Source organism: Pedobacter africanus (assembly GCF_040548825.1).
In the GTDB taxonomy this organism is placed as follows: domain Bacteria; phylum Bacteroidota; class Bacteroidia; order Sphingobacteriales; family Sphingobacteriaceae; genus Pedobacter; species Pedobacter africanus_A.
Window position 1 is genome coordinate 567,636 of record NZ_JBEPSL010000002.1, and the last position, 20,041, is coordinate 587,676.

General features: G+C 43.9%; 12 protein-coding genes. 11 read left to right on the forward strand and 1 reads right to left on the reverse strand.

Features of this window, described 5'->3' with window-relative positions; all coding sequences use genetic code 11:
* Positions 1-120 precede the first annotated feature (120 nt).
* From ABIE26_RS12575 to ABIE26_RS12605, 7 genes are all read left to right on the forward strand, one after another.
* The gene (locus tag ABIE26_RS12575; protein ID WP_310142425.1) at positions 121-3,321 is read left to right on the forward strand and encodes a SusC/RagA family TonB-linked outer membrane protein; all 3,201 of its coding nucleotides are present in this window, start codon (positions 121-123) and stop codon (positions 3,319-3,321) included.
* Positions 3,322-3,335: 14 nt separating this feature from the next.
* Positions 3,336-4,784 carry a RagB/SusD family nutrient uptake outer membrane protein gene (locus ABIE26_RS12580; protein WP_310142423.1) on the forward strand — a complete coding sequence of 483 codons (1,449 nt, stop codon included), beginning with the start codon at positions 3,336-3,338 and terminating at the stop codon, positions 4,782-4,784.
* A gap of 8 nt (positions 4,785-4,792) precedes the next feature.
* Positions 4,793-5,260, forward strand: a complete 468-nt coding sequence (locus ABIE26_RS12585; RefSeq protein WP_310142421.1) for a hypothetical protein — start codon at positions 4,793-4,795, stop codon at positions 5,258-5,260.
* A gap of 11 nt (positions 5,261-5,271) precedes the next feature.
* A complete protein-coding gene (locus tag ABIE26_RS12590; protein ID WP_310142419.1) occupies positions 5,272-8,088 on the forward strand; it encodes a M16 family metallopeptidase in 2,817 nt (938 codons plus the stop codon).
* Between the two features lie 5 nt (positions 8,089-8,093).
* The gene (locus tag ABIE26_RS12595; RefSeq protein ID WP_310142417.1) at positions 8,094-9,869 is read left to right on the forward strand and encodes a hypothetical protein; all 1,776 of its coding nucleotides are present in this window, start codon (positions 8,094-8,096) and stop codon (positions 9,867-9,869) included.
* Positions 9,870-9,927: 58 nt separating this feature from the next.
* Positions 9,928-11,490, forward strand: a complete 1,563-nt coding sequence (locus ABIE26_RS12600) for a calcineurin-like phosphoesterase family protein (protein WP_310142415.1) — start codon at positions 9,928-9,930, stop codon at positions 11,488-11,490.
* Between the two features lie 99 nt (positions 11,491-11,589).
* Positions 11,590-13,506, forward strand: coding sequence for an ATP-dependent DNA helicase (locus ABIE26_RS12605; RefSeq protein ID WP_310142413.1), 1,917 nt, complete (start codon positions 11,590-11,592; stop codon positions 13,504-13,506).
* 3 nt (positions 13,507-13,509) lie between these two features.
* Here ABIE26_RS12605 and ABIE26_RS12610 read toward each other — a convergent pair whose 3' ends face one another.
* Positions 13,510-16,875, reverse strand: coding sequence for a DEAD/DEAH box helicase (locus ABIE26_RS12610; protein WP_310142410.1), 3,366 nt, complete (start codon positions 16,873-16,875; stop codon positions 13,510-13,512).
* A gap of 152 nt (positions 16,876-17,027) precedes the next feature.
* Between ABIE26_RS12610 and ABIE26_RS12615 the strand changes: the two genes are divergently transcribed.
* The 4 genes from ABIE26_RS12615 to eboC are packed head-to-tail and all read left to right on the forward strand — an operon-like array spanning position 17,028 to position 20,027.
* Positions 17,028-17,399 (forward strand): transmembrane 220 family protein, encoded by a 372-nt coding sequence (locus tag ABIE26_RS12615; protein ID WP_310142407.1) that lies wholly within the window; start codon positions 17,028-17,030, stop codon positions 17,397-17,399.
* 7 nt (positions 17,400-17,406) lie between these two features.
* On the forward strand, positions 17,407-18,117 hold the full coding sequence (locus ABIE26_RS12620; protein ID WP_310142405.1) for an EboA domain-containing protein: 711 nt from the start codon (positions 17,407-17,409) through the stop codon (positions 18,115-18,117).
* A 2-nt stretch (positions 18,118-18,119) separates the two neighbouring features.
* On the forward strand, positions 18,120-19,106 hold the full coding sequence (locus ABIE26_RS12625) for a TatD family hydrolase (protein WP_310142402.1): 987 nt from the start codon (positions 18,120-18,122) through the stop codon (positions 19,104-19,106).
* A gap of 12 nt (positions 19,107-19,118) precedes the next feature.
* On the forward strand, positions 19,119-20,027 hold the full coding sequence (gene eboC, locus ABIE26_RS12630; RefSeq protein WP_310142400.1) for a UbiA-like protein EboC: 909 nt from the start codon (positions 19,119-19,121) through the stop codon (positions 20,025-20,027).
* The last annotated feature ends 14 nt before the right edge of the window (positions 20,028-20,041 follow it).

A 20,041-nucleotide genomic window follows, 5' to 3' on the forward strand; every position in this document is an offset into this window, starting at 1 on the left:
TGATCGCTTTTCGAATTCAACCAATTTTTCAAAACCAACACATACAAAAATATGAAACAAATCCTTCCCGGCAAGTATGCGGGAGAATGCAGGTCATTTAATAGAAAACTACTACTAGTTATGAGGTTAACTATTTTCTTATTAATAGCGGGCTGCCTGGCTGTACAAGCTTCAGGCTACGCCCAAAAAGTAAGCCTATCGGTACGTAATGCAGGCATAGAAAGCGTGTGCCTGAATATCAAACAGCAGACCGGCTATTTCTTCCTGTACGATGCCGATGTCCTGAAAAAATCTGGAAAGGTAAGCCTCGAACTTAAAAATGCTGAACTGACGGAGGCCTTAAAACAGCTCACAGCAGGAAAAGCACTGGATTATAAGATTATTGATAAGACTGTAATTATCTCCGAAGCAAAAAACAGCACAAGGGTCACACAAGAAGACATTATTATAAAAGGAACTGTAAAATCGAAAGAAGTGCCAGGGCAAGCAAATCTCAGTCTTCCGGGAGTGGTAGTAACCGTAAAAGGAACCAAAAAAGCCACTGCAACGAATGGTGAGGGTGCTTATACCATCCAGGCCCCTGCAAATGGTATCCTCATATTTTCAATGGTAGGATACGGCACCAGAGAGATCGCCATTAATGGAAATAAAATCATTGATGTCGTGATGGCGGAAACGGCCAGCGACCTTCAGGAAGTCATTGTTACCGCCTATGGTACGTCAGAAAGAAAAGAAAATCAGATTGGAAGTGCTTTCGTTGTAACCAACAAAGATCTTGAAAACAAACCCTTAGATAGAATAGACAGATTATTGGAAGGTCTTGTGCCAGGCTTGCAATATGGGGTTCAGGATGGTGCAGACAATACCAGCAGTGCCAGAACGAGACATCAGACCCGGATCCGCGGTGAAGCATCTTTTGGTGCCTCCAATGAACCCCTATGGGTAATAGATGGAGTTCCGCTAAATACCGGAAATGAGACAAACCAAATCTTAGGTGTAGAAACCAGTATCAGTCCCTTAACCTACCTGAATCCGAACGATATTGAGTCCATAGTAGTGCTGAAAGATGCTACTGCGACCACTATTTATGGTGCCAATGGCTCAAACGGGGTAATCCTGATTACTACAAAAAAGGGTGCTTCAGGAGAGAAAACCCTTAGCTATGGCTTCAGGGGAGGACTTAACCTGATCAACAACAGCCGCTTCCACGTGCTCAATGCAAATGAATACCGCGAATTATATAAAGAATCCTATATCAATAATAATGCTTTAGACCAATCTAAAATGCCGGACCTTGGCACTACAAATACCGATTGGTATGATGTGTTTTTCCGGACAGGGGTAGCCACGAATCATAACCTTTCGTTTTCCGGGGCTCATAAAAACACCAGGTATTTTGTTTCTGGGGCCTATTACAACGAAAAAATGATCATGATGAAGAATGACGTAGAACGGCTTTCCGGCAGGATCAATATTGACCAAAAGATCAGTAATTCTATCGATCTTTTTTTAAGAGTTGGTGCATCCCACAACCGCAACAATATATTTAACCCAGGTGACAGCTACTACATTAACCGCCCCATTGACAGTCCTTACAATCCTGATGGCACTTACGTTGATGCATTTTACAATAAGCTGAGAGAGGCAGAGTACAACGACAACACCCAGAAAGCCAATGTGCTGAATGGCAATATTGGCGGTACTATAAAAATCTTTCCCGGACTCACTTATACAACCACTAATGGAATAGATTACAAATCTGTTAAAGAGAATATATATGGCTCCATGTTTGCTACCAGCAATAAAAACGAGGGTAAAGCCACTTTCTCCAAAAGCAGGACGATTGACTGGAATTCACAACATCGTCTCAATTACGAAAAAACAATTAAGGAACACGATTTTTCAGTGTTGTTGGGTGCTGAGGCATTAAGCGACGATTTGAGTTCTGGTTCACTGATTGGATACGGTTTTGAGGATGATTATATACGTAACCCAAATTATGCGCAAAGGATTCAGACCACAGTAGGCGGAAGCCGAAAAAACAGTCTTTCTTATTATGGGCAATTCAGGTATACCCTATCCAATAAATACAGTGTATTGGGTAGCTTCAGGAGGGATGGCAGTTCCGATTTTGGTTCTGATGTAAAATGGGCAACGTTTAACTCTGTTGGCGCATCCTGGACTGTCAGCAATGAGAAATTCTGGAACATTAAAAAGATCGATTTTGCCAAACTTAAACTAAGCTACGGTACCAATGGAAATTCGAGGTTTGGTGCATACAGATCGAAAGGGTTGTATCGTTTTCTTGAAAATGACACATACAATGATCAACCTGGCGCGGTAATGTATACCGGTGAAAATCCTGTCCTGTCATGGGAAACCACATACATTGTAAACGGCGGACTTAGTCTGGGGCTTTTTAACAGAATCTCAATGGAGATCGAGTTCTATCGCAACATCACCAAAGGTATGCTCGATAAGATAGAGGTAACACGCACAACGGGCTTTAACAGCATAGATCAAAATATCGGATCGGTTAAAAACAGTGGAATTGAAATGAATTTGATTACTCAGAATATCCAGAAAAAGGATTTTGAATGGACAACCAAATTCAATATTGCACATAACACCAATAAGATCCTTAAGCTAAACAATGACAATGTAAAAGTACTTGACAAGACCATCAGAGTGGTGGGGTTAGATGCCAGCAGCTTTTACCTGGTGCGTTGGGCCGGGGTAGACCCCCGTGATGGTGGCCCCCTCTGGTATGATGCCCGCGGGAACATTACCAAAACATTTGATCTGGCCAATCGCGTAATAACCAAGGCTGCAACGCCAGATTTTTTTGGGGGTATGACCAACACCTTTCAGTATAAAGCATTTAGCTTGTCTTCATTGTTCATCTACAATGTGGGTGGCTATGCTTTCAGTGTACTTCAGCGCGATTCAGAATCGGACGGACGTAATCTTGCTGCCGAAAACCAATCAAGAAACCTGTTAGACCGTTGGAGAGAGCCCGGGGATTTAAGTATCATCCCAAAAACAGTGTTGGGAGAAAATGCTGACAACGGCCGTAACTCTACCCGCTTTCTGCATAAAAAAACCAGTTTGCGGTTACAGAATATCAGCCTGAATTACAACCTGTCGGAAAAGTTCTTAAGGCAGATCAGCTTACGCCGTGCGAATGTTTACCTGCAAGCCGACAATGTTGCTTTCTGGACGCCATACGACACTAAAAAAGATTATAACGACTATAGAAACTCGTTCAACCCATATCCACAGCCTCTTGTATTGTCATTTGGCGTAAATGTTAGTTTATAATGCTAAAAATTGAGATGAAAAAAATTAACTACACCCTGATACTCATGCTGCTTGCATGCCTAACATTAATTTCCTGCAAAAAATTCCTGGAGAAGGAACCTTTCGGTAAAACAGGGAAAAATACGCTTTTTGAGACTGTTGAGGGAGCCAAAATGGCCATAAACGGCTCTTATAACTCTATGCTCGCTTACTATAAGAATGAATTTGCCATGTATGCCGACATTACTTCAGACAACCTGATTAAAGGGAATAAGGCATCAGTCTTGCTCCCCCAGTTTAACTTTCAGAGTTCATCTGGTGATGATGCACTAGCTGTTGGCGATCTCTGGCTGCACATGTACGAAACATTAAACAATGTAAACAACATTTTAAATGCAGTTCCGGAACTGAAAACAAAATTCCCCAACCAGGTAAAAACACTCGATTCTATTACCGGGCAGGCCCTGGTTATGCGGGCAATCTGCCATTTTGACCTCAGCAGAGTATATGCACAACCTTATAACTATACAGCAGATGCTTCGCATTTGGGCATACCTCTTTTATTCAAAACCCCAAGCCCTGGCTGGCAGGTGGCAAGAAATACAATGAAAGAGACTTACGACCAGGTTATTCTCGATCTCAAAAATGCATTACCTTTTTTGCAGCAGCACGCCAATGGCACTGTTCAAACATCCATCAGCTATCAGGCTGCCCTGGCCTTGCTGTCAAGGGTATATCTATACCAAGGTAATTGGGAGCAGTGTGTTACCTATGCTGATCAGGTGATTGCAAATACGGCATACCTGCTTGCCGATGCAGCAAATTACAAATCAACATTTCTCCTGAAGCCATCACTCACATTAAAACCCGAGGTTATTTTCCAGCTTACAAATACTGGCCTTACGAATGGTGGATCAAGCATCCCGACTGTTTATTCCGATTCTACGGGAGCACAATATAGTGCCTCGGCAAAACTAAAATCCCTATTTGATCCGGACGATATCCGTTTAACTCAGATGTTTACCATTCCAAAAAAAGGAGAAAATGCAGGGAAATACCTGACGGTTAAATATGCTGACGGCACGGTAACGGCAATCAACCCTCCTGCTATACAGGTGATCCGCTTATCAGAGGTTTACTTAAACCGTGCTGAGGCTAAATGGAACCTGCAACGATATACTGAAGCGGCGAATGACATTAAAACCATTTCCCAGAGAGCACACCCAAGCAGGACAATTGACATTACTTACTCCTCCAATTCGGATTTATACAAGCAGATTGCAGAGGAAAGAAATCGAGAACTTTGCTTCGAAAACCACCGCTTTTTTGATATCATAAGGCGCAAAGAGCCGCTGCAAAGGGGAATAGACTGTAATTCCAGCACATGTAGCCTTACTTACCCCAACGATAAATTTGTATTACCAATCCCAAATAAAGAGGTGGAGGCCAATAAAGCAATGAAACAAAATCCGGGCTATAATTAATGACGAAAATGAAAAACAAAATAATTTATCTTTTAGTACTGGCTATTGCTCCGGCCATCATGATGGTATCCTCCTGTAAGAAAGAATCAGTACCTTATAACAATCCCTTCTTTCACATCAATGTGGACAATAAGAGTTCCATAGAAGTCCTATCCAACCGTAAAGACACTGTAGACTATAAAGTTTACCTGAGTGCCCAGCTTCAGTTTGAGCCTATTGACCTGCAATATGAAGTAAAAGTGGGTGACGGGTTGCAGGATGGTCGTGATTTTACACTAATTACCACTGGTAATAAATTGACTTTTCCACAAGGAATTTTTGAGCGTCCCATCAGAATTGCCTGGAAAGAATCTGTCCTTGATCCGGCAAAAGACAATACCATTACCATCCGCCTGATCAGCAACAGCAAGAATTATACAATAGGACTTCCAGGGCCGGACCAGCTGCAGCGCCAACTGATCATCACTAAAAAGTAGGGGAAGCAACGATGAGGAAGAATATAAATTTGACGTTTTTACTGGCTTGCCTGGTACTTTTAAGTTCCGGTAGCTATGCCCAGCAATTGCGTCAGGATCCGAACCTGGTAACGGGAAGGCTTAAAAACGGCTTTACCTATTACATTTACAAAAGCAACAAAACGCCAGGTAATTCGGTTCTGAGATTGTTTTTAAACGCAGGCTCACTACAGGAAAACCCGGATCAGCTTGGACTGGCTCACTTTATTGAGCACATGGCCTTTAATGGCACTAAACATTACTCCAAAAATGATGTGATTGGGTTCCTGGAATCCAAAGGTGTAAAGTTTGGGGCCGACCTGAATGCACATACCAGTTTTGACGAAACGGTGTATAAGATCAGTATCAATACGGAGGACGAGAAAAACCTGGAGAAATCTATTGACATTATGGCCGACTGGGCTTTTGGTATCACCTTCGACAGTAAGGAAATCGATAAAGAGCGTGGTGTAGTTATTGAAGAATGGCGCAGTAAACAAGGTGCAGCGAACCGCTTAAGGGAACAATATCTGCCGGTGCTATTCAACAAATCCAGGTATGCTGAACGCCTGCCCATAGGCAAAGTTGACATCCTGAAGAGCTTTAAACGTCAAACCATTGTAGACTTTTACGAGAAATGGTACCGCCCCGACCTGATGGCCATCGCCATTGTTACAGATATTGATCCAAAAAAGGTAGAGACCTATATCAAAAACGAGTTTAACCAGTACAAAGCCAAAAGCAAGGACCCAAGGATATATTATGAATTACCGCAGCATCGTGACACCTTGTTTTCTATCCTTACCGACAAGGAAGCCAACGCCATTGAACTGAGCGTTTTTAATAAGATCAGGTCTTTTAATGGGATCAAAACAGAGCAGGATTATAAAGCTCAGCTTATCCGTTCATTTTTCAATGCCCTGGCTAAAAGCCGCTTCAGCAGAATCTCTCAATTGCAGAACGACTTTAAAGAGGGTAGCTTCTCCGTCAGCAATATTGTACTAAAAAATGGTATTGTTTCTGGTGGGGCAGCCCTATACCATGACAAAATCAAAGAAGGTATTGCACAATACCTGGCCGAAACCCAACGCATCTTCCGTTACGGCTTTACAAATGATGAGATAGCAAAGTACCGTCGTGAGTATGTTACGTTAGTTAAACGTTCGGCAGAGGCGGAAGATAAAACACAACCGGAAACCTATGTCAATGAAATACACGATGTGTTTTACAACGGCAGCACCATGTTGGCTAAAACGGAACGCAACAGGCTTGCGCTCAAATATGCACCGCAAATTGACTCCCTTACACTCCTGAACTTCCTGAAATCGGCAAACAATCCTGGCAATACGGTGGTATTGCTTACCGCGCCTGAAAAGGACAAAACCCGTTTACCTGACCAGCCGGCCTTAAAAGCCATGTTTGCCAAAGCAGCCTCAGAAAAGATTGCGCCCTGGTCAGACCAGCTAAGCATTCCTGAAAAACTGCTGGTACAAGAACCAAAAGCTGGTAAAGTGGTTAAACAAGAAATCATATCTCCTATTGGGCTTACCAAATGGACCTTATCCAATGGCACCATTGTTTATCTGAAGCCAACCGAAGAACGTAAAAATTACATCTCTTTATCAGGCTTCCGGAAAGGTGGAATTTACGCCCTGGATTCAGCACAATATGTAACCGCACAGTTTGTAAAACCGGTAACCGGCCTGAGTGGTGCCGGCCCTTTCAACAGGCGCGCACTAACCGAATTCCTTACCGGAAACTCAGCTTCTGCCACCCTTGTTTTATCAAATACCAGGGAAGGTGTAGTGACCAGTGCCGACTGGAAGGATGCCAGAACCATGTTCCAGCTCATGTATCTGAAATGGATGTACCCCAATGCTGATCCCCTAACATTTGAACAGGCAAAGCGGCAAAGCATAGAGCAGATGGAGAACAATAAACTTTCTCCGAATTATGCCTATAATAAAGCCATAGCTGAATTGCTGAAAGGCGACGATGACTATGCTTCCGACCTGTCGGAAGCCCGCCTGAATAAAGAAGCACAATTAAAAGAGATCATCCCGATTTTTAAAAGCCGGTTTGGTTCAGCTAAAGATTTCCAGTTTATCATTGTAGGCGGATTTAACCCCGACAGCATCAAACCTTTGGTTGAGCAGTACATAGGCGGTTTACCTGGCGGCGATTATAACGCACAATTTGCTTATAAAGGTCCTGTTGAAGGCCATGAAGCAAAAGACATCCTGATGTATGCCGGAGCTGCACCTAAAAGTACCGTAAATCTTTTTTACCAAAACAATAGTGTAAACTACGATTATCCTGAAATACTGGTTCAGACGCTTTTACAAGAGGTCTTGAAAGTAAAGCTCCGCTTAAACCTGCGCGAAGAGAATTCGGGCGTATACGGTGTCGGTGTTTCGGTATCAGCCACTAACGTCCCTGCACCGCTGATCCGCTCCAGGATCTCCTTTACCTGCGCTCCTGAATCGGCGGAATTTCTGGTCAAACAAGCCCGGGATGAGGTTAAAAAAGTTGCAGCAAATCCGCAGTATTTTGCTGCAGAACTGGCCAGCATCAAGACACAGCAGATCGATAGCTATAAGAAACAGGCCGGTAAAAACCTGTTTTGGAGTTCGGCCCTTAGAAATCAGTTTTACTTCGGTTTTAAGGATTACAGTTATTTCAACAACTACGAAAACATGATCAACGGCATCACTCCTGAAATGGTTGCAGGGTATGCTAAAAAATACATGATTGAAACACCGGGTATTAAAGCAGTACTGATGCCTGAGAATTTTAAGACACTAAACTAATTGTTATGAAGACCTTTAAAAATATCACCATCCTGTTCCTGCTTTTCGTTGCAGGTGTTTATACAGGTTGTAAAAAAGACCCCGTAATGTACGGCAAAGGATTTGAGTCCTTTAAATTCATCGTCAAAGATGCGCCCGACGCAGATAAAGAATACGAAGGAATAATAAACGGAGATGAGATTGTGGTACAGCTGCCTATAGGAGTAGATGTAACCAACCTGAAAGCCAGTTTTACGATGGATAATCCCCGCACCATTGTGCAGGTAGGATCTGAAGTTCAGGAAAGTGGCATTACTGAGCAGGATTTTACAAATCCGGTGTCCTACCGCGTAAAAGCGGAAGACAAAAGTACCCGTAGCTATTCCGTGCGTGTGGAAAAGAAAATAGCCCTGCAATCTTTTGGGTTCTACGCTGATGACAATACTGGTCTATTAAGCAATTATTCGGGAGTCATTAAAGGTTTAAACATAAATGTAATGGTTCCCGAGACAATTAACCTAACTACACTTGTAGCGCGATTTGAAACTACAAATGGCGCAGCACTTAAAGTAGCGGGGATACAACAGGAGAGCAAAAAAAGCATTAATAACTTCAGCAATCCTGTGGTATACACCTTTACTCAACCCGGGTTAACCGGTTCTGTTGACTACACTGTAACCATATCTTTTATGGGTCGAAAGTGGTCTCTTTTTGCGGATAAAATTACCGGAAAAAGCACTGCCTCTGGAATTAAGATAGCGATTGATCCCTTCTCAAATCATCCTTATTTCGCTTATCAACGCACAGGGAAGGATGATGCCGGTATTGATATCCCTACTGACAACCGAAAAATTGCTGTAATGGGCTACAATGGATCCGACTTTGTAAACATTGGTGATAAAACAGGCATCTCGGAATTTAGGGCAGATGTAGCTGGTATTGCATTCAGTAATGAAGGGATTTTATACGCAGCCTATAAAGACTATTTCAATGCAGAACAAAAAGCGACAGTGTTAAAATATAATGGGGCAAGTTGGTCTGTCTTTGGAAACAGCCGCTTCACTCCGCTAAAAATAGATTATTTATCAATTGCGTTTACAAAAAATGACCAGCCTATACTTGGAATGATGAGAACAAGTGCCGCTGATAATATTAACAATCCTCCAGTGGCCGCGAGGGGCTTATATGCAACAATGTTTGACGGAGGTCTATGGAAAAATATTACTCCTACAGGAAATGTCACTGTAGCTTATCAGCAAACCATCAAAGGACTGGATAACAATATATACATAGGGGCTATGGATAGGACGACAGGTTCTAATAAACTTTCTATGTTTAAGTACAACAATGGGATTTGGGATTCTGTGGGGCCAAGATCATTCACCGCACCTGATGGTTTAGCCGGATTTCTTAGTGTCAGCATCGCTGTAGATAAAAATGGAGAGGCCTATCTAGCGTATCAGGCGGCACCAGCATCAGGTAGAATAAATCATGTAATGAAATTTAACAAAACTACTGCTACTTGGCAGGAACTTGGAAATGCGGTTTCAAGTGGTGGTGAAAGAGACAAGTTTGCATTGACCGTAGATCAAGATGGAATACTTTATTTCGCCTACGCTACACCTTCATCTTTATCTGTTAGGACTTTTAATCCTGCTACAAATAACTGGAATAATGACAGAAAGGTAATCAGTGAAAAAATCAACGATTTTGATATACAAGTTGCCTCTGATGGCACCATTTATATAGTTGCCAGTATAGCTGGTGATAATAGAACGGTTGTTTATAAATACACGAAATAACATCCCGGCTTTACGTGGGTCTGACAGCCCATGTAAAGCTTTTAACCACATATATCAATTGAAACAACTCAGTTTTTTATTACTTGCAACACTCGCCTGCTTTTCTGTAAAGGCTCAAACAACAGCCAGCGGCTGCGTGTTTGCCGATACAAATGGAAACGGCAAAAAAGACAAAGCAGAAAAGGGCATCGCCGGTGTTTCGGTTACCAATGGCCAGGAAGTGGTGCAAACCGACAACAGGGGGATTTATAACCTCCCGGTTGGGAACGACAACATCATCAGTGTCGTTAAACCTTCGGGTTACCAGGTAGCACTCAATGCCGATAACCTTCCCCAATACTTTTACATTCATAAACCCCAGGGTTCGCCCCAGCTTAAATACAAAGGCGTGGCCCCAACCGGTCCACTCCCTGAATCTATTGATTTTGCTTTAAAGCCATCAACAGAAAAAGACAATTATACCGCCCTTATTTTTGGCGATCCGCAGGTATATAACCAGGAACAGGTAGATTATTTTGTAAAAGACGTCATCAGCGAGGTAGAAGGCATTAAAAATGTAGCTTTTGGCATTAGTATGGGCGATGAAGTTGGCGATAAGCTTGATCTTTTCCCCGCCTATACCGCAGCGGTAAAACGTGTAGGTATCCCCTGGTACAACATGATGGGCAACCATGACCTGAATGCAGATGCCCCGGCAGACTCTTTGTCCGACGAATCTTTTGAAGCGCATTTTGGTCCTGCTACCTATGCTTTCAATTATGGCAAAGTACATTTTATTGTGCTCGATGATGTTTTATACCCAGACCCCCGCGATGGTCGTGGCTATTATGGCGGCTTGCGTGAAGATCAATTGAGGTTTGTAGAGAACGATCTGAAATTTGTCCCAAAAGATCGCCTGGTGGTGCTTACTTTTCATATCCCCATCAGCGAACCTGAATTCCTGTTCAGTTCTGCCACACGGCAAAGGTTGTTCCGTATGCTAAAGGATTTTCCATATACATTGTCCATCTCGGCACATACCCACATGCAGCGTCAGGATTTTTATGCGAAGGATATGGAGTGGCTGCAAGACAAACCACACCACCATTTCAATATAGGTACGGCATCGGGTGACTTCTACTCAGGGTTAAACGACAAAAATGGCACCCCTATCTCTACCATGCGGGATGGAACCCCTAAGGGATATGGCTTTGTTCATTTCAAAGGCAACCAGTACATCATTGATTATAAAGTTGCAGGCAAAGATGCTGCTGAACAAATGCGGATCATCGCCCCGGAAAGATTAAAAAAGGACAGCGATAGCGCCGCTTATGTTTACGTAAATTTTTACACGGGGGCAAAAAACGACAACCTGCAGTATAGAGTAGATGATGGCAGCTGGATGCCATTACAACAATCATTTGAATTTGACCCTTTTTATGTAGCTGAAGTAGCTACCTGGAAAAGTATTACTGATAAAACCAAAAAAGCCAGGCGCCCATCTAACCCGGCAAAAAGCACCCATTTGTGGAAAGGCCCTATATCTACCAGATTACAAACGGGCAAACATAGCATTGAGGTAAAAGCTACCGATATGTTTAACCGCTCGTTTACACAAAAAAGCAGCTACACAATTGAGTAAAACAGAAGCCCTGCCAAATAAGCAGGGCTTTCTTATTACCTGCAGTGCTGTTCAAAACTCATACCGGAAACAGCAAAAAAAATCCACTAAATTTGGGACATGAGTAATGCCGCATCTTCCGGTTCTGTTTCCGACAAAGTTTTAGCTTTTATTGAATATACCAATCAGAATATTTTCCTGACCGGGAAGGCCGGAACAGGAAAAACAACCCTGCTTAAACGCATACGGGAAAACAGCAGCAAAAAGATGGCCGTTGTAGCCCCTACCGGAGTAGCTGCAATGAATGCCAAAGGCACTACCATCAACTCTTTTTTTCAGCTGCCCCCGGGTTCCTTTTTTCCCGGCGACATTAGCCTCGAAAATCTGCAGGCGGGCTTCCTCTCTATCCAATCAATGGTGTCTGATCTCAGCTATACCAAAGACAAGCTCAGCCTTTTTAATGAACTTGAACTATTGGTAATAGATGAGGTATCAATGGTGCGTTGCGACTTACTCGATGTTATTGATGCGACTTTACGTGCGGTAAGACGAAACCAGGCTCCTTTTGGAGGTGTACAGTTGCTGCTGATCGGTGATCTGTACCAGCTTCCCCCGGTAACCAAAAGAGAAGACTGGTCTTTTTTAAACCGGGCTTATCCTTCTCCCTATTTCTTCGACGCCCAGGTAATCCGTCGTCATCCGCTGCTGCAGGTAGAACTGACCACCGTTTACCGGCAAACAGAAACCGATTTCATTAATATCCTGAATGACATCAGAAACAATAACATCCAGGCAGATAGTCTGGCACTCCTGAACCAGAGATACGATCCGCAGTTCAGTGCTTCAGATGAGCTGAACCCTATTATCATCACTTCCCATAATGCCGAGGCCAACAGCATCAACCAACAGAAACTGAATGAACTGCCGGGCACAGAGTATACTTTCGAAGCCGAGGTAAACGGCGATTTCAAAGACCTAAGCCTGCAGGCCGAACAAACGCTCAAACTCAAAGAAGGTGCACAGATCATGTTCATTAAGAACGATACCGGCGAGGACCGTAAGTTCTACAACGGAAAAATAGGTAAAGTAAAGTCGGTAACAAACGGCGATATCTACATCTCCTTTCCACAGGAAGAAGACCTGTTGCTGGAAAAAACCTCCTGGGCTTCATTCGAATATAAAACAGACCCGGAGCAGGAAATTGTACAGCAACAGGTGGGTGAGTTTTCGCAGTACCCCATCAAGCTGGCATGGGCAGTAACCATCCATAAAAGTCAGGGGCTCACATTTGACCATGCCATTATCGATGCAGGAAAATCTTTTGTAGCCGGCCAGGTGTATGTCGCCTTGAGCAGGGTGCGCACACTTGGGGGGCTAATCTTAAAATCAAAGATCAGTACCGAAAGTTTAAGGTCCAATGCAGAAGTGATCAATTACATGAAGCCGGTGAAGGCAGAAGAAATGGACAACCTCCTGCTTACCGCACAGGAAAAGTTTATCCTTAAATTGGTACTTGACCATTTCGCCTTGAACAGCATTTTAACAGGCTTGGACAATATTGCCTCCAACACAGAAATTGCCAAAGCTCATTTACCTGAATTTAAAATCTTGATGACTCAGCTTAACAAAGCGATAAATGACCTTATGGTGCTGTCTGACCGTTTTCAGAACCAGGTTAAACAGCTGCACCATAAAGATGGCTTTGCGGTACAATCGGTTTTACAGGAGCGTATCGAATCGGCACTCACTTATTTCACCAAAGAAATCACCATGCAGTTGCTGAACAACGTCAATAAAAACATCAGGATTAAGCCTAAAAACAAAATTCAGCAGCAAATACAGCACCTGCTGATAAAGTACAGGCAGGTTATTGAAAACAGGCTGGCATTGATGCAGTTTGCTGCTGGTCTGCTAAAAGAGCCCATAAAAAAAGAAGATTACCTGGAATGGATCAATAAACATAAAATAAAGGCCAGCACCAAACCTGGTGGTTCATCTGCCGCAGCTCAGCAGCCTGGCAGTTTACAATTGTTTTAAAACCTAGCTGAACAAACCGAGCAGATCCTTTTTTGATAAAGCTTTATAGATGGAGGTGTCGGTTTTGATCAGGTCGTCTACCAGCTCTTTTTTCGTATCCTGCAGCTTCATGATCTTGTCTTCAATCGTATCCGGGCAAATCAGGCGTACGGCCACCACATTCTTTTCCTGCCCGATGCGATAGGTTCGGTCTATCGCCTGGTTTTCTACTGCCGGGTTCCACCAGGGGTCTACAAGATATACATAATCGGCCCGGGTAAGGTTCAAACCCACCCCACCGGCTTTCAGGCTAATCAGGAAAACACGCACCTCCGGCTTATCCTGAAAGGAGGTTACAGCTGCCGCCCGGTTGCGGGTTTGTCCGGTAAGGTATTCGTGTGCAATGCCCCTGCTGCGTAATTCTTCCCGGATAAGGTCGAGCATGCTCACAAACTGTGAAAACACCAGGATCTTATGGTTGGGGGACTTGCTTTCGATCTGCTCCATCAATACCTCCATTTTTGAAGAGGCATTTCCATAAAACTTATCATCCTTCAGCAGTTCGGCCGAATTGCAGATCTGCCGCAGTCGGGTAATGCCCTGCAAAATATGCATGCTGCTTTTTTGCAGTTCGTCTTCTGCCCTGCCCTCAATATAATCTTTAATATCCTGTACAGCAGCTTCGTAAACCTCGCGCTGTTCCCGCCCCATTTCACAATAGATCACCATTTCGGTCTTATCTGGCAATTCCTTGGCTACCTGCTCCTTTGTCCTGCGCAAAATGAAAGGGCTGATCCTTCGCTGCAACTCCCTGGCCTTTTTGGTTTCTTTAAACTGATCGATAGGCACAGAATATTGTTCTTTAAAGTGTTGCTTGCTGCCCAGTAAACCCGGACAGGCGAAAGAAAGTTGCCCGTACAGATCGAAGGTATTGTTCTCTATCGGCGTACCGGTAAGTACTACTTTGTTGCGCGATTGCAATAACCTTACAGCCATATACCGCTGAGAATCGGGGTTTTTGATGTTCTGCGATTCATCCAGAAATACATAATTAAAACGGTAGGTCTTTAAAAAGCGGATATCGGCGAGTAAAGTCCCATAGGAGGTAAGGATGATCTCATACTGGTCAAACTCATGAATGTCTTTCAGGCGGTCGGCCCCATAAATGGTACGTATTTTTATGGAAGGTGCAAATCTGGTCACCTCGGCCTGCCAGTTAAAAATAAGGGAAGCAGGTACCACTACTAGATTGGTATTGTGTGTTACTTTCTGGCGCTGGGTAAGGATAAAGGCAATAATTTGTATAGTTTTACCCAAACCCATGTCATCGGCCAGGCAGGCACCAAAATTGAAATCGTCCAGAAAATTAAGCCAGTTGACCCCCTCCTGCTGGTACTGCCGTAGCTCGGCATGCAGGGTATCCGGCACTTTTACAGGACTGATACTTTCGGGTCCGGAAAGCTTGCCGCGGTACATGGCCAGCTGGTCTTTTACCGATTCGTCAAACAACTGTTCGTCATACAGCTCAGCAATCATATTATAATTGATCTTGTGGGTATGAATGCTGTCGTCAACCAGTTCTCCAGCATTAAAATAGCCGGTAAATTTTTGTACCCACTCGTCGGGCAAAATGCCCATAGTGCCGTCATCCAGCTTTACAAATTTGCTTTTGTTGCGGATGGATTTGTGCAGGTGCTTCATCGAAATGGCCTCACCATTGTATTCTACTTTGGCTACAGTCTCGAACCAATCGATCCCGCTGATCACCTTGATGGAAATATCTGCTTTATACTGGCTTAGCTTATTGTCTTTTAACTTATTAAAACCCAGAATGGTAATACCCTTGCTGCGCCAGGCTTCAAAGGCCTCCAAAAACCAGTCTATATCCAGGAAATGTTTGCGGTGCATGTAAAAACAATCGAGCCGCAGTTCCTCATTCTGCTGCTCCTCAAAAAATGGATGCTGCTTCACGATATTGGCAATGAACTGGAATTCTTCATCTTCATCGCGCTTTAGGGTGAAGGTATTCCCATACTTATCTTTGGCAATGATCTGTTTGCGCGAAAGCACCGGTATTTCGGTATTGCTATAGCGCATTACCGGGGTAATGAGCACAAAATCCTCTGACTCCGACAAGTAGATCAGCTGCTCGTTTTCCAGATCATAACCTTTGTCTTCCATCTGCGTTTTGGTAGCCGGTTTCAGATAAGCATAATTGATCCGCACCTTTTCCTCCAGGTTGGAGAGAATATTTTCATAGAAATCGTCGAATTTAGACTTATGGATGAGCATTTTATCGTAATGCTTCTTGAAAAAATCGATGACCCTTAAAAAATCAGGATTATCAATCAGGTACAACTTTTTATCCAACCGGATAAAATAATGATGCTTTACATTCAGGTTCTCGAGCGGAATATCGTCACCGTCTAGCATCAGTTTGCCAGATACCTCGTAAAAATCGCCCTTTTCATGAACGGAAAGGATCAGATCAATAGGCAGGATTTTAAGTTGAATGCGTTCAATAGCACTGGCCGTGATGTTGGGTGATGTTTTAGGATCGTGGATGTAGATGTCCAGGCCAAGCGGGTTTTTTGCCAGTGCTTTTAACCCTTCCAGGTCAGAATCTGAAGCTTCTCCATTATAGTTGTTCTGAAATTTGAGAACGCCATTGATAAACCTCATTTCGCTAAGATTTTCGGTAGTCCACAGCAGATCGGAGGGATCGACGGCCTTCAGCGGGTTCTTTATTTTACCATCCTTACTGGCTACCCCCTGAAAGAGTGATACCGTAAGGTGACCATAATAACGGTGCTGCCCAAATACCACAATGGTTCTGACATCTTTTTTTAGCAATCCGCCTGAGCCAGGAAAAGGATATTCCTTATTGGGCAGCAGTGATTCCTTCAGTTCCTGTTTGGTTTGCCTGGTAACCGGAAAGAGGGTTTTTATCTTGGGGCTGATTTTAATGTGTTCTCCAGATTCTCCACTCCCTTTTACATAATGGATGATAAAATGGTCGTCGAGCTGGGCTTCATTTTCCAGGCCATAGTCAATTGCAAAAGCTTTCAGCTGCTGATGGCGAAGCTGCTTGTCAAAAAACATGCGCAGAGGTTGCCGGTTGATGATGTTGTATAAAACCCGGGTCTCATGTTCGCACAAACCATTGGTGGCCCACATACAGGTACAGGAAAACATGAGTCTGCCGGGAGTTTGCGTAATGGTCACCATGGGACTATCCAGCGCTGTAGACGGGGATCCGAAAACCGCAAAATCAACGGTAATATCCTCAGGAAAAAAGCTATAAAACCCCCTGGCCTCAGTATCAACTCCCACCTTATTGTGTTGAAAGATATCGGAAATGGTTAGTCCTGAAAGATTAAAATTTTCCAAAACATGAGTATGCGGCCGCTCTTTCTCCACTGTAGAATTGTAATTTGATCAATAAAAAATCTAAAATACATTATGATCTTCTAATTCGGTTTAATATTCTGTTTATTTGTAATACAGAAAACAACAAACACACAAACCTAACCTGTACCATTATGCTACTGAGCATTTTAAACGCTATTTTTTGCATTGCATTCATTTTGTTTGCTTATGTAAACCTGAACGACGGTGATTCCTGGCTTTGGGTCCCCATTTACATGGTGGCATCCATTTGTTGTGGATTTGCCATATTTAATTATTTTTATCCTACCGTATACCTGATTGCCATATCTTTCTATTTGATTTATGCGATTTTTTTGTTTTTTGCCAAAGACGGTGTGCGCGACTGGATCATGAAATACCGAACGCCCAGCCTTGTAGAAAGTATGCAGGCTACAAAGCCCTACATCGAGAAAACCAGGGAATTTTTTGGGTTACTGATCATCAGCACAGCGCTGGCCATAAACTATTTTGCAGCAATCAATTAGATAAATTATGTTGTTAATAGACAGTGAAGGATTAAAAAGTCTGAATGGCCTTTTCCTGCAAATTATTGAACGGACCCTGACACCCGAAGCGTTCCAGTGGTTGCAGAACAAAGTGGACCTGGTAGTAACGGAAGACAAGTCAGTGCAGCTGCACTTGTGCTTTGCGCATTTGCCACGTATGGCATCCAGGGGACTGGTACTGACCACCCATGACGAAAATACAGCGATCAATACGCTTTTGTCAGGTTTTGCAATTAAAGACTGGACCATAGATAAGCTGTGCAGGATATGGCTGCTGATGCAATTGCCATCAGACAACCGTGAAACTTATGTTAAAAAGATCAACAGCCTGTTTTCGGCTGCAGAAATGAATGAGCAGGTTGCTTTATACTCCGCACTTCCGCTCTACCTTTACCCGGAAGAGTGGATCAGTCGCTGCGAAGAGGGTATCAGGAGCAATATCGGTACCGTTCTGGAAGCCATTATGTACCATAACCCTTATCCGGCCCAATTTTTATCGCAACAGGCCTGGAACCAGCTGGTGCTGAAAGCATTTTTTACCGAAAAAGACGTTAAACAGATTGTGGGGTTAAACGAACGCCTCAACGAAGCACTGACAGCCACCCTCCAGGATTATGTACAGGAACGTCTGGCAGCCCAGCGCAGTGTAGCGCCCGAGATTTACCAACTGATTGAACAAATGAACCAAAAGATATAGCGATGTGTTGTAATGAGAATTTTGAAGAAAGGAACAAGGGAGAAAAAATTAACACTGCCCTTGACCTGAGCGAGATCAGCGGAATGAAGTTCTTTGATCCGCATGTACACATGACCTCAAGAACTACCGACGATTACCAGGCAATGGCCGATGCAGGCATTGTGGCCCTGATAGAACCGGCCTTCTGGTTAGGGCAGCCGCGTACAGGGGTAGACAGCTTTACCGACTACTACAGCAGCCTTATTGGCTGGGAGCGCTTCCGTTCCTCGCAGTTTGGCATCAAACATTATTGTACAATCGGCTTAAACTCCCGCGAGGCCAATAACGAAAAACTGGCCGAACAGGTGATGGAAATATTGCCTCAGTTTATTTTTAAGGAAGGCGTAGTAGGCGTTGGCGAGATCGGCTTTGATGATCAGACCGCAGCTGAAGAAAAATATTACCGTTTGCAATTAGAGCTGGCCAAAGAAGCCGGATTGCCGGTACAGATCCATACCCCGCACCGCGACAAGAAAAAGGGCACCCAACGCAGTATGGACATTGCCATTGAACAGGGACTCGACCCTTATATGGTGATTGTAGATCATAACAATGAAGAAACAGTAAAAGAGGTGCTCGACCGGGGCTTCTGGGCGGCCTTTACCATTTACCCTTTTACCAAAATGGGTAATGAACGCATGGTGGAAGTAGTAAAACAATACGGATCGGAAAGGATCATGATCAATTCGGCGGCCGACTGGGGCATCAGCGATCCGCTGGCCATTCCTAAAACGGCTGCCTTGATGAAAAGATCAGGCATCAGCATGGCTGATATTGAGCTGGTGACCTACCGCAATGCCATTACTGCCTTTGCGCAAAGTGGTCAGATCAATGAACAGGACTTCATTGCCGTTAAAAACATAGACCAGAGCCAGAAGTTTGCCAGCAACTCTATATTGCGTGGCGGACAGCAGCCAAGAATAGATAAGAATTCCATCATCATTTCCTAAGCACAGCGCGCGTTGAACAAATTAATCGGATACTTAAGGCTAATGCGGCCAGCCAATGTGGCAACTGCTGTTGCCGATGTGCTGGCGGGAATGGCCATTGCAGGATATTTTATATCATTTTTGCCCGGCACTACCAGCTTTGGGCCATCAGTTCCTTTATTGCCGGTAGTGCTGCTTTGCCTTTCTACCATAGGCCTGTACAGCGGCGGCATCATCATGAACGACGTATTTGACGCAGAACTTGATGCCAAAGAAAGACCCGAACGTCCGATTCCAAGTGGACTGATCTCAAAAAAAGCAGCTACCCTATTTGGAGGTCTATGTTTCTTTATCGGGATTTTTGCTGCCGGTCTCTACAACCCGGCTTCACAATACCTCGCAGCAGCCATCATGATTTCTGCCCTGGTATATGACCGTTTCCTGAAGCACAATACGGTTTTTGGGCCTTTGAATATGGGCCTTTGCCGAGGGCTTAACCTGCTGCTGGGCATCAGCATCATCCCATCGGCTATACAGCAATGGTGGTTTTTAGCCCTGGTACCTGTTGTTTACATTGCCTCCATTACCATGGTGAGCAGGGGCGAAGTACATGGCGGCAGCAAAAAAATGCTCTACTTTGCAGCCTTCCTGTATACCGTTGTGCTGATCTGCATCCTGTTCTTTGCAGCCCGCCAGGGCTATTTGTTACCTACTGCCATTTTTGCGGCTGGCTTTGCGCTCATGATCTTTATTCCACTGATCAGGGCGATGCAAAATCCGATAGGCAAAAACATAGGCAAAGCCGTAAAGGCTGGTGTGATTGCCCTCATTTTAATGAATGCGGCATGGGCCAGCGCTTTTGGGATATGGCATGTAGCCCTGTTTATAGTTATTTTATTACCAGTATCATTATTTCTGGGTAAAGCTTTTGCAGTTACCTAGCCCCTAATATTCAG

What these genes read in the sequence shown, in the direction of transcription:
- ABIE26_RS12590 (WP_310142419.1), top strand. Translation starts at nt 5,272, where the DNA reads ATGAGGAAGAATATAAATTTGACGTTTTTACTGGCTTGCCTGGTACTT.
- ABIE26_RS12625 (WP_310142402.1), top strand. Translation starts at nt 18,120, where the DNA reads ATGTGTTGTAATGAGAATTTTGAAGAAAGGAACAAGGGAGAAAAAATT.
- ABIE26_RS12595 (WP_310142417.1), top strand. Translation starts at nt 8,094, where the DNA reads ATGAAGACCTTTAAAAATATCACCATCCTGTTCCTGCTTTTCGTTGCA.
- ABIE26_RS12615 (WP_310142407.1), top strand. Translation starts at nt 17,028, where the DNA reads ATGCTACTGAGCATTTTAAACGCTATTTTTTGCATTGCATTCATTTTG.
- ABIE26_RS12585 (WP_310142421.1), top strand. Translation starts at nt 4,793, where the DNA reads ATGAAAAACAAAATAATTTATCTTTTAGTACTGGCTATTGCTCCGGCC.
- ABIE26_RS12580 (WP_310142423.1), top strand. Translation starts at nt 3,336, where the DNA reads ATGAAAAAAATTAACTACACCCTGATACTCATGCTGCTTGCATGCCTA.
- ABIE26_RS12620 (WP_310142405.1), top strand. Translation starts at nt 17,407, where the DNA reads ATGTTGTTAATAGACAGTGAAGGATTAAAAAGTCTGAATGGCCTTTTC.
- ABIE26_RS12605 (WP_310142413.1), top strand. Translation starts at nt 11,590, where the DNA reads ATGAGTAATGCCGCATCTTCCGGTTCTGTTTCCGACAAAGTTTTAGCT.
- ABIE26_RS12575 (WP_310142425.1), top strand. Translation starts at nt 121, where the DNA reads ATGAGGTTAACTATTTTCTTATTAATAGCGGGCTGCCTGGCTGTACAA.